The sequence below is a fragment of the Streptomyces sp. NPDC051909 genome (assembly GCF_040681095.1).
In the GTDB taxonomy this organism is placed as follows: domain Bacteria; phylum Actinomycetota; class Actinomycetes; order Streptomycetales; family Streptomycetaceae; genus Streptomyces.
The window spans coordinates 71236-84792 of the sequence record NZ_JBFAYA010000015.1 but is presented as its reverse complement, the minus strand read 5'-3'; the positions used below and the strand labels follow the sequence as shown (position 1 = coordinate 84792).

Below are 13557 nucleotides of genomic sequence, written 5' to 3'. Positions count from 1 at the left end.
CTAGCGGTACGTGTACGGCGCACGCGACCGGGTTGCGGCACCGCCGCCCGGGACGCCGCCCGGCCCGCTATCCGGCCCTCAGCACCTGTGCGACCACCGGGCCGGCCGCCGTTCCGCCGTGGCCGCCGCTCTGGACGAACGCCGCCGCCGCGAGGTCGTCCGAGAAGCCCGTGAACCACGAGTCCGAGACGCCCTGGCCGTCGACCTCCGCCGACCCCGTCTTCGCGCCCTTGTCGCCGCCCACGGAGGCCATGGCGCCCGTGGCCGTGCCGTAGCTCGCGGTCGCCGTGGTCCGCATCATGTCGCGCAGCTGTCTCGCCACCGCTGTCGGCAGCTTCCGTTCGGCCTTCGCGAACTCGCGGTTGTCGACGTCCGCCGCCACGAGATACGGCTGCCGGAAGGTGCCGTCCTTCGCGGTCGCCGTGATCGACGCGATGTTCAGCGGGTTCATGGTGACCGTGCCCTGGCCGATGTACTGCTCCGCGGCCGCGGCGTCCGACACCTCCGGGACGCTGCCGTCCTCCGACAGGATGCCGGTCTTCCAGTCGAGGCCGATGCCGAAGACCTCCCGTGCCTCCCGCGCGAGCCCGAAGTCGTCGCCCTCGACGTCCTTCACGTCGTCGATCTTCTTGATGAAGGCGGTGTTGCAGGACTTGGCGAAGGCATGGCCGAAGGTCTTGCCCTCCAGCGAGAAGCCGTCGAGGTTGCGGATCGTCCGGCCGTTGTAGACCGCCTCGCGCGGGCAGTCCGTCACCTGGTCCGCCTTCACCAGGCCCTTCTCCAGGAGCAGCGCCGCCGTCACGATCTTCATCGTCGAACCGGGCATCGTCTTGCCCTGGAACGCCGTGTTGAACCCGCCCGCCGGGCTGTTCGCCACCGCCCGCACGGCGCCGGTCGACGGCTGGATCGCCACCACGGACGCCTTGCCCTGCCGCGCCACCGCCTTCTCCGCCGCCGCCTGCACCTCCGCGTCGATCGTCGTCTCCAGCTTGCCCGGCTCGCCCTTCTGGAGGGTCAGCAGCGTGGTGTCGGGCACGCCCTCCGCGCCGGAGTCGACGTACACCTCGATGCCCGGCTTGCCGCCCGCCGTCGAGCCGTAGCGCTCGCGCAACTGGGCCAGGACCGGGCCGAGGGAGGGGTACTTCTCCGCCGTCAGGGCCCGGCCCCTGCGGTCCACGGCCTCGATCTCGCCGGAGCTCGCGCCGCCGGTGCGCAGCGAGCCGCCCGTCGTCAGCTTCGGGTGCAGCACCGTCGGCTTCCAGTCGACCAGCGGCCGGCCCGTGGTGAGGCCGCGGACGACGGTGAGCTGCGAGGCGTACGTCCAGGGCTTGGACACGCCCTCGTACGTGACGGTCGCCTTCACCGTGAACGGCACCGTGGTCCCGGTCGCCGCGCCCGCCGTGATCTGCGCGCCGGAGACCTTCGCCTCCTCGCGGAAGCCGAGCAGCGCGGGCCCGGCGGCGACCGGGTTGTTCGTCAGCTGTGCCGCCCGGTCGGACTCGCCGCCGGCCCAGGCCGCGAGGAAGTCCTTCGCGGCCGCCGTCACCTCCTCGTCGGTGACGGGCCCGCTCTTCCTGCTGTCGGAACCGGACGTCGACGTCGTACCGCCCGACCCTCCGCTGATCCCGTTCCAGAGGTTGTAACCCCCGTACCCCACCCCGCTCGCCACGACGACGAAGACTCCCCCGACGATCGCGACCTTGGCACCACTGCGCATGACTGCGCCTCCCTCCCCAGGTATGGCCCGAGGGAAGCCTATGCGCCAGGAGTGACAGCGGTGACGATCGTTACCGGAAAGCGACCGGCGCGTCGGTTTCCGTCACACCCACGTGTCCAGCCACATCCTGTTCCGCCACTGCTCCATCGGAATCGCGGTCCCGGTGTAGAGCGGCCAGAAATAGATGAAATTCCAGACGATGAGGAGTACGAGCACTCCCGCCGCCACCGCACCGAAAGTGCGGCGCCTTTCCGAGGAGCCCGCCGGGCCCACGATCGCCCCGAGCATCATCGCCACCGCGAGGCACAGGAAGGGGATGAACACCACCGCGTAGAAAAGGAAGATGGTGCGTTCCTGATAAAGCAGCCACGGCGCCCAGCCGGCCAGGAAGGCGCAGGCGATCGCGCCCGCGCGCCAGTCGCGGCGGAAGGCCCAGCGCCACAGGACGTACAGGATCGCGAAGCAGGCGGCCCACCACAGGAGCGGGGTGCCGATGGCCAGGACCTCCTGGGCGCACTTCTCCTTGGCGTCGACCGGGCAGCCGGCGGTGCCGGGGGCGGGGGACTCGTAGAAGTAGGAGACCGGACGGCCCAGGACCAGCCAGCTCCACGGGTTGGACTCGTAGGTGTGCGGCGAGCTCAGGCCCACGTGGAACTTGTAGACCTCGGTCTCGTAGTGCCACAGGCTGCGCAGCCAGTCCGGCAGCCAGCCCCACGTCCCGCCGCCACCGGGGAGCTTGTCCTGCTCGGCGGCCCAGTTCCGGAAGTAGCCCTTGTCGGTGAGGATCCAGCCCGACCAGGACACCAGATACGTGGCGATCGCCACCGGCACGACCGAGACGAAGGCCGGGACGAGGTCCCGGCGGGCCACCGCCGCGTACGGGCGGACCGCGCCCGCCGTGCGCCGGGCGCCGATGTCCCACAGCACCGTCATCAGGCCGAACGCGGCCATGATGTACAGGCCGTTCCACTTCGTGCCGGCCGCCAGGCCCAGCATCACGCCCGCCGCGAGCCGCCACGGCCGCCAGCCGAGCCGCAGCGTCTCCGCGACCTCCGCGTCCGGCCGCAGCACGCCCACCGCCCCGTCGGAGTCCTCCGGCAGCGCCCCGGCGAGCCGGGCCCGCGCCCGGTCCCGGTCGACGACCAGACAGCCGAAGGCGGCGAGCACGAAGAACATCAGCACCTGGTCGAGCAGCGCCGTGCGGCTCATCACGAAGTGCAGGCCGTCCACCGCGAGCAGCAGACCCGCCAGACAGCCCAGGAAGGTCGAGCGGAACAGCCGCCGGCCGATCCGGCACAGCATCAGCACCGACAGGGTGCCGAGCAGCGCCACCATGAAGCGCCAGCCGAAGGGCTCGAAGCCGAAGATCTTCTCGCCGACGCCGATGACCCATTTGCCGACCGGCGGATGGACGACATAGCCCGGATCCGTCGGCACCAGGACCGAGTCCGGGTTCGCCAGGATCGTCTTGTCGATGTCCTTCGGCCACGCCCCCTCGTACCCCTGGTTGATCAGGGCCCAGGAGTCCTTGGCGTAGTACGTCTCGTCGAATATCACCGCGTTCGGCCTGCCCAGGTTCCAGAACCGCAGCAGGCCCGCGACCAGCGCGACGAGCAGCGGCCCGCCCCAGGCGGCGATCCGCCACAGCCGGTGGGAGACCTTCGGGCCGATGCCGAGCAGCGACCACAGGCGCGGCGAGGGCCGGGTGTACGGCGGTACGAGCCGCTCCCGCAGCCCGATGGACAGGGAGGCCGCCGTGTCGGGCCGGTAACCGAAGCGCCGCAGCCTGCGCAGCCACTCGGAGGACTCCGCCGCGGCGGAGCCCATGGGAGCCGACGGATCCACGGGGGCCGTGGGGTCCACGGAAGCCGTGGGGTCCATGGGATCCATGGGGTGCTGACCCTCCAGGGCCTCGGGTGCGGTTCTGGTCACCGCGCCATCGTAGGGAACGCGCCTGTGCGCGTCGCCTGTCCGGGCTGGGAGGATGATCCTGTGACTGGAACGCTGGTACTCGCAGGGACCCCCATCGGCGACATCGCGGACGCCCCGCCGCGGCTCGCCACCGAGCTGGAGCGCGCGGACGTCGTGGCCGCCGAGGACACCCGCAGGCTGCGCGGACTCACCCGCGCGCTCGGCGTCCACACCCAGGGCCGGGTGGTCTCCTACTTCGAGGGCAACGAGTCGGCCCGTACGCCCGAACTGGTGGAGGCCCTGGAGGGCGGCGCGCGCGTGCTGCTCGTGACCGACGCCGGCATGCCGTCCGTCTCCGACCCCGGCTACCGCCTGGTCGCCGCCGCCGTCGAGCGGGACATCAAGGTCACCGCCGTGCCCGGCCCCTCCGCCGTGCTCACCGCGCTCGCCCTCTCCGGGCTGCCCGTGGACCGCTTCTGCTTCGAGGGCTTCCTGCCCCGCAAGGCCGGGGAGCGCCTGTCCCGGCTGCGCGAGGTCGGGCAGGAGCGGCGCACCCTCGTCTACTTCGAGGCCCCGCACCGGCTCGACGACACGCTCGCCGCGATGGCCGAGGTCTTCGGCCCGGACCGGCGCGCCGCCGTCTGCCGCGAGCTGACCAAGACGTACGAGGAGGTGAAGCGCGGCCCCCTCGGCGAGCTCGTGGAGTGGGCGAAGGACGGCGTACGCGGCGAGATCACCGTCGTCGTCGAGGGCGCCCCGGAGACCGGGCCCGCCGAGCTCGACGCCGAGGAGCTGGTGCGCCGGGTGCGGGTGCGCGAGGAGGCGGGGGAGCGGCGCAAGGAGGCCATCGCGGCGGTCGCCGCCGAGGCGGGGCTTCCCAAGCGGGAGGTGTTCGATGCCGTCGTGGCGGCGAAGAACGCGGCCGGGGCGGCACCGGGCCCTGGAAACGGTAAAGGACTAATCTGAAAGGCAAAGCGGAACCCGGTGACGGGGCTGCTCGAAGGCCTTTTGGGCAAGGAAACGCCAAAGAGCGTCCATGGTTCTTCCGGCGCTGATGCGTTCCGGCCCGAAAGGGCGTCCACTGGTTCAGTGGAGAGGAGCTGGAATGAGCGAGATCACCGGCACCGGAACGCCGCCCGTCGCCCATGAGGCGTACGCCTTCGCCTGCATGAGGTGCGGATACGGCTGGGAGCAGGCGTACGAGATCGAGCACCACACCGACGCGCACGGTCAGGACTACGTCGTCTACAAGGCCGACGGGCATCGGGTTCCGTCCCCGCTGTCCCGTCCGACCTGCATGAACTGCAGCAGCCATGTCGTCCGCATCATGGGCGCGGGCAAGGTGTCCTCGGTGCTCGACATGGTCGCGGCGACCGAGCACCACAGCCCCGGGGCCAGGGCGACGAAGCCGGTGGGCATCGCCGGGCCGATCGGTCAGGAACTGACGGAGGACGTCCCCGTCGCGGGCGAGGAGCCGCCGCCGGTACCGCACCACTGGCACCTTTCCGACCTCTTCCACCGCCGGCCCCGCCGGTAATCCTTCGCCCCCGCACTCATGGCCCTCGTACGATCGGGGCCATGAGTGCCAAGGACGCCCCGCCGCCGCTGCCCGAGCCCCTGCCCGTCCCGGTCGCGGACTCGCACACCCACCTCGACATGCAGTCCGGCACCGTCGAGGAGGCCCTCGTCAAGGCCGCCGCCGTCGGCGTCACGACGGTCGTCCAGGTGGGCTGCGACATCAAGGGCTCGCAGTGGGCCGCCGAGACCGCCGCCGCGCACGAGCACGTGCACGCGGCCGTCGCCCTGCACCCCAACGAGGCGCCCCGGATCGTCCTGGGAGATCCCGACGGGTGGTCCCGTCAGGGAGCCCGGGACGCGGGCGGCGACGCGGCGCTCGACGACGCCCTCGCCGAGATCGACCGGCTCGCCGCCCTGCCGCACGTCCTCGGCGTCGGCGAGACCGGCCTGGACCACTTCCGCACCGGCCCCGAGGGCATGGCCGCGCAGGAGCGTTCCTTCCGGGCCCACATCGAGATCGCCAAGCGGCACGGCAAGACCCTCGTCATCCACGACCGCGAGGCCCACGCCGACGTGCTGCGGGTCCTCGACGAGGAGGGCGCGCCCGAGCGGACCGTGTTCCACTGCTACTCCGGCGACGCCGAGATGGCCGAGATCTGCGCCGCCAAGGGCTACTACATGTCCTTCGCCGGCAACGTCACCTTCAAGAACGCCCAGCCGCTGCGCGACGCCCTCGCCGTCGCCCCGCTGGAGCTCGTCCTCGTCGAGACGGACGCCCCCTTCCTCACCCCCGCGCCCTTCCGGGGCCGCCCCAACGCCCCGTACCTGATCCCGGTGACCGTCCGGGCGATGGCGGCGGTGCGCGGGGTCACGGAGGAGGAGCTGGCCGGGGCGATCGCCGTGAACACGGCCCGCGCCTTCGACTACTGAGCGGGTACTGAGCGCGCTCCTCGATTACCGATCCATAACGGTTACACAAGGTAGCCGCGTCGTTTTGGAGAGTCACCGCGCCCGGGGCTAGGGTCCCGGCCTCGTGAGCACTTCGCACCGATCCGGGGGATCCGGGGCTCGCCGGGCCGCCCGGCGCCGCAAGGCGAGCCCGCCCGCCGCCGAGGGGCTGCGGCGGATCGTCCCGCAGGCCCTCGTCGTCGCCTTCCTGGCGGGCGGCACCAGCGCCTTCGTCGCCAACGACAAGGCGGTGAGACTGTCCGTCGACGGCGTCCCGCGCACCCTGCACACCTTCGCCGACGACGTCGAGGAGCTGCTCGCCGACGAGGGCCTCGCGGTGGGCGCGCACGACATCGTCGCGCCCGCGCCCGGCGCCGCCCTGGGCAGCGGCGACGAGATCGTGGTCCGCTACGGGCGGCCGGTGTCCCTCACCCTCGACGGCCGGCGCCGTCAGGTGTGGACCACCGCCCGCACGGTCGACGGCGCGCTGCGGCAGCTCGGGGTTCGGGCCGAGGGCGCGTATCTGTCGGTGTCCCGGTCCGCGCCGATCTCCCGGCAGGGCCTCGCCCTCGACGTGCGCACCGAGCGGGCCGTCACCTTCCTGGCGGACGGCCGGGAGCGGACCGTGCGCACCAACGCGGCGACCGTCCGGGAGGCCGTCGAGGAGGCCGGGATCACGCTCGCCGGGCAGGACACCACCTCGGTGCCGCTCGACTCCTTCCCGCGCGACGGCCAGACCGTCGCCGTGCTGCGGATCACCGGCACCCGGGAGATCCGCGAGGAGCCGGTCCCGTTCGCCGTCGAGCGCACCCGCGACCCGGACCTCTTCGCCGGCACCGAGCTGGTCGAACGGCAGGGCGTGCCGGGCGTGCGCCGCGTCACGTACGCCCTGCGGACCGTCAACGGGGTGCGCCAGAAGCCGCGCCGCACGGGCGAGGAGACGGTCCGGGAGCCGGTCTCCCAGCGGGTCCGCGTCGGCACCCGCCCCCTGCCCACCTCGGTCGCCGGCGCCGACGGCCTGAACTGGGGCGCCCTCGCCGCCTGCGAGTCCGGCGGCCGCCCGACCGCCGTCGACCCCTCCGGCACCTACGGCGGCCTCTACCAGTTCGACCCCGGCACCTGGCACGCCCTCGGCGGCACCGGCGTCGCCCAGAACGCCCCCGCCGCCGAGCAGACCTTCCGCGCGAAGAAGCTCTACGTGCAGCGCGGCGCGAGCCCGTGGCCCCACTGCGGGCGCCGCCTCCACCAGTGAGCCCGGGCCCGGCGGGCCCCGCGCAGGCCCTACGCTGTACCGGTGAGCACCACCACCGGCCCTGACAGCCCCGATTCCGCCCTCCTCGGCCCCGCCGACATCCGTGAGCTGGCCGCCGCCCTCGGCGTGCGGCCCACGAAGCAGAAGGGGCAGAACTTCGTCATCGACGCCAACACCGTGCGGCGGATCGTCCGGACGGCCGAGGTGCGGCCCGACGACGTGGTCGTCGAGGTGGGGCCCGGGCTCGGGTCGCTGACCCTCGCGCTGCTCGAGGCCGCGGACCGGGTGACGGCCGTCGAGATCGACGACGTCCTCGCCGCCGCGCTGCCGTCGACGATCGCCGCGCGGATGCCGGAGAAGAAGGACCGCTTCGCACTGGTGCACTCGGACGCCATGCACGTGCAGGAGCTCCCGGGACCGGCGCCGACCGCGCTCGTCGCGAACCTGCCGTACAACGTCGCCGTGCCCGTCCTGCTGCACATGCTGGACCGCTTCCCGACCATCGAGCGGACCCTCGTCATGGTGCAGGCCGAGGTCGCCGACCGGCTCGCCGCACGCCCCGGCAACAAGGTGTACGGGGTCCCCTCCGTCAAGGCGAACTGGTACGCGGAGGTCAAGCGGGCCGGCGCCATCGGCCGCAACGTCTTCTGGCCCGCGCCGAACGTCGACTCCGGCCTGGTCTCCCTCGTCCGGCGCACCGAGCCGATCGCCACGACCGCCGCCAAGGCCGAGGTCTTCGCGGTCGTCGACGCGGCCTTCGCGCAGCGCCGCAAGACCCTGCGGGCCGCGCTCGCGACCTGGGCGGGGTCGCCGGCCGCCGCCGAGGAGGCCCTGGTCAAGGCCGGGATCTCGCCGCAGGCGCGGGGCGAGGCGCTGACGGTCGAGGAGTTCGCACGGATCGCGGAGAACAAGCCGGAGGCGAAGGCATGAGCGGCGTGACGGTACGGGTTCCCGCCAAGGTCAACGTCCAGCTCGCGGTCGGCGGCGCCCGGCCCGACGGCTTCCACGACCTGGCCAACGTCTTCCTCGCCGTGTCGCTGTACGACGAGGTCACCGCGACGCCCGCCGAGACCCTGACGATCACGTGCGAGGGCCCGGACGCCGGCAAGGTGCCGCTCGACCGCACCAACCTGGCCGCGCGGGCCGCCGAACTGCTCGCCGCCCGCCACGGCATCGCACCCGACGTGCACCTGCACATCGCCAAGGACATCCCGGTCGCCGGCGGCATGGCCGGCGGCAGCGCGGACGGCGCGGGCGCGCTGCTCGCCTGCGACGCGCTGTGGGGCCTGGACACCCCGCGCGCCGAGCTCCTCGACATCTGCGCCGAGCTGGGCTCCGACGTGCCCTTCAGTCTGGTCGGCGGCGCCGCGCTCGGCGTCGGCCGCGGCGAGCGGCTGACGGAGCTGCCGGTCGGCGGCGCCTTCCACTGGGTGTTCGCGGTCGCCGACGGCGGTCTGTCGACCCCGGCGGTGTACGGCGAGTTCGACCGCCTGAACGAGGGCGTGACCGTGCCGGAGCCGGTCGCCTCGCCCGTACTCCTCGACGCCCTGCGGACCGGCGACACCGCCGCGCTCGCGGGCGCCCTCGCCAACGACCTCCAGCCGGCCGCGCTGTCGCTGCGGCCCTCGCTGGCGGCGACCCTCGCGGCCGGCACGGACGCGGGCGCGCTCGCGGCCCTGGTCTCCGGCTCGGGCCCGACGACGGCGTTCCTGGTGAAGGACCCGGAGTCCGCCGAGTCGGTCGCCGCCGCGCTGATCGCCTCCGGCACCTGCCGGACGGCCCGCGTGGCGACCTCCCCGGCGGCCGGGGCGACCCTTCTCGCCTAGTTACAGCTTGTTCTTGGAGATGCGGGCGAGCAGCAGGTTCGGGTCCGGGTCCGTCGTGTTGAAGAAGGCCGCGCTGTTCACGTAGACCTTCTTGGCGTGCACCGCCACGGAGGTCGGGTTGTCGAGCCCGTCCGTCGCGGTGAGCACGGTCTTGTGGGTGCCGTCGGGCCGTACGAGCTCCAGCCTGTTCGCCTGGATCAACGCGGCGAGCACCGTGTCACCGTGCCCGGTGAAGGCGAAGTCGTCGATGAACGTGAGTCCGGTCGCCCTGGTCTCGACCGGGCCCGCGGCCCGGTCCGGCTCGGGGCCGACCGGGATGCGCAGCAGCGTGCCGCGGGCGGAGTTGGACACCCAGACGGCGCCGTTGTGGACCTTGAGGCCGTTCGCGCCGAAGCCGAGCTCCGGGGTGGGTTCGAGCGCCGTCCCGGTCGCCCAGGCCGTGGGCTCGCCGCCGGACACCGGCAGGCTCCACACCGTGCCGAGCGCCGAGTCGGCGGTGTAGAGGGTGCCGCACTCCTCGTCGAGGGCGAGCCCGTTGGGGAAGGCGTTCGCCGGGAAGAACCCGATCTGCCGCAGCTCGCCGTCGGGCGACAGGCGCCAGATGCCGGTCTCCCGCTTGCCCGTGGCGTAGTTGACGTACAGGGTGCCGTCGTGGGCGCGGGCGATGCCGAGGACGACGGCCCCGCCGACGGGTGTCACCGCGCCCGGCACCTCGGGGAGGGTGGCGAGGATCGTCGTGTCGCCGTCCTTGCCGACCCGGGCGACCTGGCGGGCGAAGGCGAACGTGATGTCGGCGGAGCCGTCGGGTTCGAGGGCGATGTTCTCCGCGTTCTGGCCGGCCGCGGCGTCGAAGTGGGCGGCGATTCGCGGGTGCGAGACGGTCGGGTCGCCGCCGCTCGGTACGGAGACGAGCAGGGCGGCGAGCGCGGCGCCGGCGGCGAGGACGGTGCGGGGCATGGGGCTCCTCGGGGTGGGGCGGGGGTGAGGACGACGCCCTGAATGTGACGGACGGTCAGCGGTCGGGTGCGGTGCCCCGGCCGCGGGGTCGCCCGCGCGGTCGAGCGTGCTCCCGCCATCCGGGCCGGAGACCCGGGGCGCCGGGGCCCTGAAGACGGCCCGTCCGCCTCGTACTCACGCGCGAGTTGAGTATCCGAGCGCTCCCGGCACCCCCGGTCCGCCCGGCACCGTGCCCGTATGGGAATCAGCGCTCGGGAACTCGCCGCCGCCACGCCCGCGACGCGCGACCGCTATGTCGACCTGCTGCGGGTCGCCTCGCTCGCGGTCGTCGTGCTCGGCCACTGGCTGATGGCGGCCGTCACCGCCGACGGACAGGTCGGCAACCTGCTCGCCGTCGTGCCCGGCCTCCAGGTGCTGACCTGGGTGCTCCAGGTCATGCCGGTGTTCTTCTTCGTGGGCGGCTTCTCGCACGCCCTCGCCCACCGCTCCCGCCCCCGCTACGCCGCCTTCCTGCGGGCCCGGCTGCAGCGGCTGCTGCGGCCGACGATGGTCTTCATCGGGGTGTGGGGGGTGCTCGCGCTGGCCGTCCAGCTGCTCGGCGCGGACGGCGGGCTGACCGGGACGGCGCTGCGGCTCGTCACCCAGCCGCTGTGGTTCATCGGCATCTACCTCGCCATGGTCGCCTTCACGCCGCCGCTCCTGACGGCGCACGGGCGGTACGGATGGCGCGCGTTCGGTGCGCTGGTGGCGGGCGCGGGCGTGGTGGACGTGCTGCGGTTCGCGGCCGGTGTGCCGTACGTCGAGTTCCTGAACTTCGCCTTCGTCTGGCTGGCGATCCACCAGCTCGGCTTCCTGCGGGCCGACGGCATGATCCGCCGCCCGGCGCTGCTCGCGGCGGCGGGTCTGGCGGGCGCGGGGCTGCTCGTGGCCCTCGGCCCGTATCCGCTGTCCATGGTCGGCATGCCCGGCGAGAAGATCTCGAACATGGCCCCGCCCACCCTCGCCCTGCTCTGCCACGGCCTGTGGCTGGTCGGCGCGGTCGAGCTCCTGAAGGGCCCGGGCGCCCGCCTCACGGCCCGGGCCCGGGTCTGGCGCGCGGTCGTCGCCGCCAACGGGATCGCCATGACCGCCTTCCTCTGGCATCTGACGGCGATGCTCGGCGTGTACGGCGCGCTGCTCGCCCTCGGCGCCGGCCTGCCCGACCCCGCGACCGGCGCCTGGTGGGCCCAGGTCCCGCTCCGCCTCGCCGCGGCGGCCGTCCTGACCGCCCTCCTCGTGGCCGTCTTCCGCCGCTTCGAGCAGCCGGCCCCCGCCGTCCCCGCGACCGACACCGGCGGCCCCCTCGCCGCCCTCGGCATCACCCTGGCCCTGCTCGGTGTCCTCGGCCTCTCGATGACCGGCCTGGGCGGCCTCCTGGAGGGCCACACCGCCACCCTGATCGCGCTGCGCGTCACCGCCCCGGCCGCCGTCGCGATGGCGCTCGCGGGCTGGTTCCTGGTGGAGCGGGCGGGGCGGGCGTAGGGGCCGGAGCGGCGCCGGGGGACGTACCCTGGGACGTCGATCGCAAGCCCCGTACAGGAGTGAAATGGCCGTCAACCTGGTCAATGTCGAGTCCGTCAGCAAGGTGTACGGCACCCGTGCACTGCTCGACGGGGTGTCCCTCGGCGTCTCCGAAGGGGACCGGATCGGCGTCGTCGGCCGCAACGGCGACGGCAAGACCACCCTCGTCCGGATGCTCGCCAAGCTGGAGGAGGCCGACACCGGACGCGTCACCCACAGCGGCGGGCTGCGCCTCGGGGTGCTCACCCAGCACGATTCGCTCGACCCGACGGCGACCGTCCGGCACGAGGTCATCGGCGTCATGGCCGACCACGAGTGGGCCGGCAGCGCCAAGATCCGGGACGTGCTCACCGGCCTCTTCGGCGGGCTCGACCTGCCCGGCTTCGAGAAGGGGCTCGACACCGTCATCGGGCCGCTGTCCGGCGGCGAGCGGCGGCGGATCGCGCTCGCCAAGCTGCTCATCGAGGAGCAGGACCTGATCGTCCTCGACGAGCCCACCAACCACCTCGACGTCGAGGGCATCGCCTGGCTCGCCAAGCACCTGCGCGAGCGGCGCTCCGCGCTCGTCTGCGTCACCCACGACCGCTGGTTCCTCGACCAGGTCTGCACCCGCATGTGGGACGTGCAGCGCGGCACGGTGTACGAGTACGAGGGCGGCTACTCCGACTACGTCTTCGCGCGCGCCGAGCGCGAGCGGATCGCCGCGACCGAGGAGGTCAAGCGGCAGAACCTGGTCCGCAAGGAGCTGGCCTGGCTGCGCCGCGGCGCCCCCGCCCGTACCTCCAAGCCGCGCTTCCGCATCGAGGCGGCGAACGCGCTCATCGCGGACGTGCCGGAGCCCCGGGACAGCAGCGAGCTGATGAAGTTCGCCAACGCCCGGCTCGGCAAGACCGTCTTCGACCTGGAGGACGTGACCGTCACCGCCGGTCCGAAGACGCTGCTCCAGCACCTCACCTGGCAGCTCGGCCCCGGCGACCGGATCGGTCTGGTCGGCGTCAACGGCGCGGGGAAGACCTCACTCCTGCGGGCGCTCGCGGATGCCGCCGTCACGGAGGGGGACATCCAGCCCGCCGCCGGGCGGGTCGTGGTCGGCAAGACCGTGCGGCTCGCCTACCTCTCGCAGGACGTCACCGAGCTCCCCGCCGAGCTGCGGGTCCTGGAGGCCGTGCAGCAGGTCCGCGACCGGGTCGACCTCGGCAAGGGCCGGGAGATGACCGCCGGTCAGCTGTGCGAGCAGTTCGGCTTCTCCAAGGAGAAGCAGTGGACGCCGGTCGGCGACCTGTCGGGTGGCGAGCGGCGCCGGCTCCAGCTGCTTCGCCTGCTCATGGACGAGCCCAACGTGCTCTTCCTCGACGAGCCCACCAACGACCTCGACATCGAGACCCTGACCCAGCTGGAGGACCTGCTCGACGGCTGGCCCGGCTCGATGGTCGTCATCTCCCACGACCGCTTCTTCATCGAGCGCACCACCGACCGCACCTTCGCGCTGCTCGGCGACAAGACCCTGCGGATGCTGCCGCGCGGCATCGACGAGTACCTGGAGCGGCGGCAGCGGATGATCGAGGCCGCGACCCCGGCGCCGGCCGCTGCCGCGGCGGCCGCGAAGACCGGAGTCTCGGCCGCCGACGCCCGCGCCGCGAAGAAGGAGTTGCAGAAGGTCGAGCGACAGCTCGACAGGATCTCCGAGAAGGAGAGCAAGCTGCACACCCAGATCGCCGAAAACGCCACGGACTTCGAAAAGGTGGCCAAACTGGACGCGGAGCTCCGGGAACTCGCAGGTGAACGCGAGGAGTTGGAAATGCGCTGGCTGGAACTCGCCGAAGACGCGTAGAGATGTCGTAGAGGACGCGTAACGCTGGCATCACGGA

The 13557-nt window shown here is 73.0% G+C and carries 11 protein-coding genes; 8 read left to right on the top strand and 3 right to left on the bottom strand.

Features of this window, described 5'->3' with window-relative positions:
* Positions 1-67 precede the first annotated feature (67 nt).
* Entirely contained in the window at positions 68-1717 is a 1650-nt protein-coding gene (locus AB0M18_RS23765; protein WP_365761167.1) for a penicillin-binding transpeptidase domain-containing protein, read from the bottom strand.
* 102 nt (positions 1718-1819) lie between these two features.
* The gene (locus tag AB0M18_RS23760) at positions 1820-3544 is read right to left on the bottom strand and encodes a phospholipid carrier-dependent glycosyltransferase (RefSeq protein WP_365761379.1); all 1725 of its coding nucleotides are present in this window, start codon (positions 3542-3544) and stop codon (positions 1820-1822) included.
* 165 nt (positions 3545-3709) lie between these two features.
* Here AB0M18_RS23760 and rsmI point away from each other — a divergent pair, with 165 nt between their 5' ends.
* From rsmI to AB0M18_RS23730, 6 genes are all read left to right on the top strand, one after another.
* A complete protein-coding gene (gene rsmI, locus AB0M18_RS23755; RefSeq protein ID WP_365761165.1) occupies positions 3710-4594 on the top strand; it encodes a 16S rRNA (cytidine(1402)-2'-O)-methyltransferase in 885 nt (294 codons plus the stop codon).
* Positions 4595-4733: 139 nt separating this feature from the next.
* Positions 4734-5165 carry a hypothetical protein gene (locus AB0M18_RS23750; protein ID WP_365761163.1) on the top strand — a complete coding sequence of 144 codons (432 nt, stop codon included), beginning with the start codon at positions 4734-4736 and terminating at the stop codon, positions 5163-5165.
* Positions 5166-5206: 41 nt separating this feature from the next.
* Positions 5207-6076: a TatD family hydrolase gene (locus tag AB0M18_RS23745; protein ID WP_365761161.1), complete on the top strand. Its 870-nt coding sequence runs from the start codon at positions 5207-5209 to the stop codon at positions 6074-6076.
* Positions 6077-6179: 103 nt separating this feature from the next.
* A complete protein-coding gene (locus AB0M18_RS23740) occupies positions 6180-7346 on the top strand; it encodes a ubiquitin-like domain-containing protein (protein ID WP_365761159.1) in 1167 nt (388 codons plus the stop codon).
* 42 nt (positions 7347-7388) lie between these two features.
* On the top strand, positions 7389-8276 hold the full coding sequence (gene rsmA, locus AB0M18_RS23735) for a 16S rRNA (adenine(1518)-N(6)/adenine(1519)-N(6))-dimethyltransferase RsmA (protein WP_365761157.1): 888 nt from the start codon (positions 7389-7391) through the stop codon (positions 8274-8276).
* Positions 8273-9172 carry a 4-(cytidine 5'-diphospho)-2-C-methyl-D-erythritol kinase gene (locus tag AB0M18_RS23730; RefSeq protein ID WP_365761155.1) on the top strand — a complete coding sequence of 300 codons (900 nt, stop codon included), beginning with the start codon at positions 8273-8275 and terminating at the stop codon, positions 9170-9172. Before rsmA ends, AB0M18_RS23730 begins: the two co-directional genes overlap by 4 nt.
* Here AB0M18_RS23730 and AB0M18_RS23725 read toward each other — a convergent pair whose 3' ends face one another.
* A complete protein-coding gene (locus AB0M18_RS23725; protein ID WP_365761153.1) occupies positions 9173-10129 on the bottom strand; it encodes a hypothetical protein in 957 nt (318 codons plus the stop codon).
* 237 nt (positions 10130-10366) lie between these two features.
* Here AB0M18_RS23725 and AB0M18_RS23720 point away from each other — a divergent pair, with 237 nt between their 5' ends.
* Entirely contained in the window at positions 10367-11650 is a 1284-nt protein-coding gene (locus AB0M18_RS23720; RefSeq protein ID WP_365761151.1) for an acyltransferase, read from the top strand.
* Between the two features lie 64 nt (positions 11651-11714).
* Positions 11715-13520, top strand: a complete 1806-nt coding sequence (locus AB0M18_RS23715; protein ID WP_365761148.1) for an ABC-F family ATP-binding cassette domain-containing protein — start codon at positions 11715-11717, stop codon at positions 13518-13520.
* Positions 13521-13557 lie beyond the last annotated feature (37 nt).

What these genes read in the sequence shown, in the direction of transcription:
- AB0M18_RS23720 (WP_365761151.1), top strand. Translation starts at nt 10,367, where the DNA reads ATGGGAATCAGCGCTCGGGAACTCGCCGCCGCCACGCCCGCGACGCGC.
- AB0M18_RS23765 (WP_365761167.1), bottom strand. Translation starts at nt 1,717, where the DNA reads ATGCGCAGTGGTGCCAAGGTCGCGATCGTCGGGGGAGTCTTCGTCGTC.
- AB0M18_RS23715 (WP_365761148.1), top strand. Translation starts at nt 11,715, where the DNA reads ATGGCCGTCAACCTGGTCAATGTCGAGTCCGTCAGCAAGGTGTACGGC.
- AB0M18_RS23730 (WP_365761155.1), top strand. Translation starts at nt 8,273, where the DNA reads ATGAGCGGCGTGACGGTACGGGTTCCCGCCAAGGTCAACGTCCAGCTC.
- AB0M18_RS23725 (WP_365761153.1), bottom strand. Translation starts at nt 10,129, where the DNA reads ATGCCCCGCACCGTCCTCGCCGCCGGCGCCGCGCTCGCCGCCCTGCTC.
- AB0M18_RS23760 (WP_365761379.1), bottom strand. Translation starts at nt 3,544, where the DNA reads ATGGGCTCCGCCGCGGCGGAGTCCTCCGAGTGGCTGCGCAGGCTGCGG.
- AB0M18_RS23745 (WP_365761161.1), top strand. Translation starts at nt 5,207, where the DNA reads ATGAGTGCCAAGGACGCCCCGCCGCCGCTGCCCGAGCCCCTGCCCGTC.
- AB0M18_RS23750 (WP_365761163.1), top strand. Translation starts at nt 4,734, where the DNA reads ATGAGCGAGATCACCGGCACCGGAACGCCGCCCGTCGCCCATGAGGCG.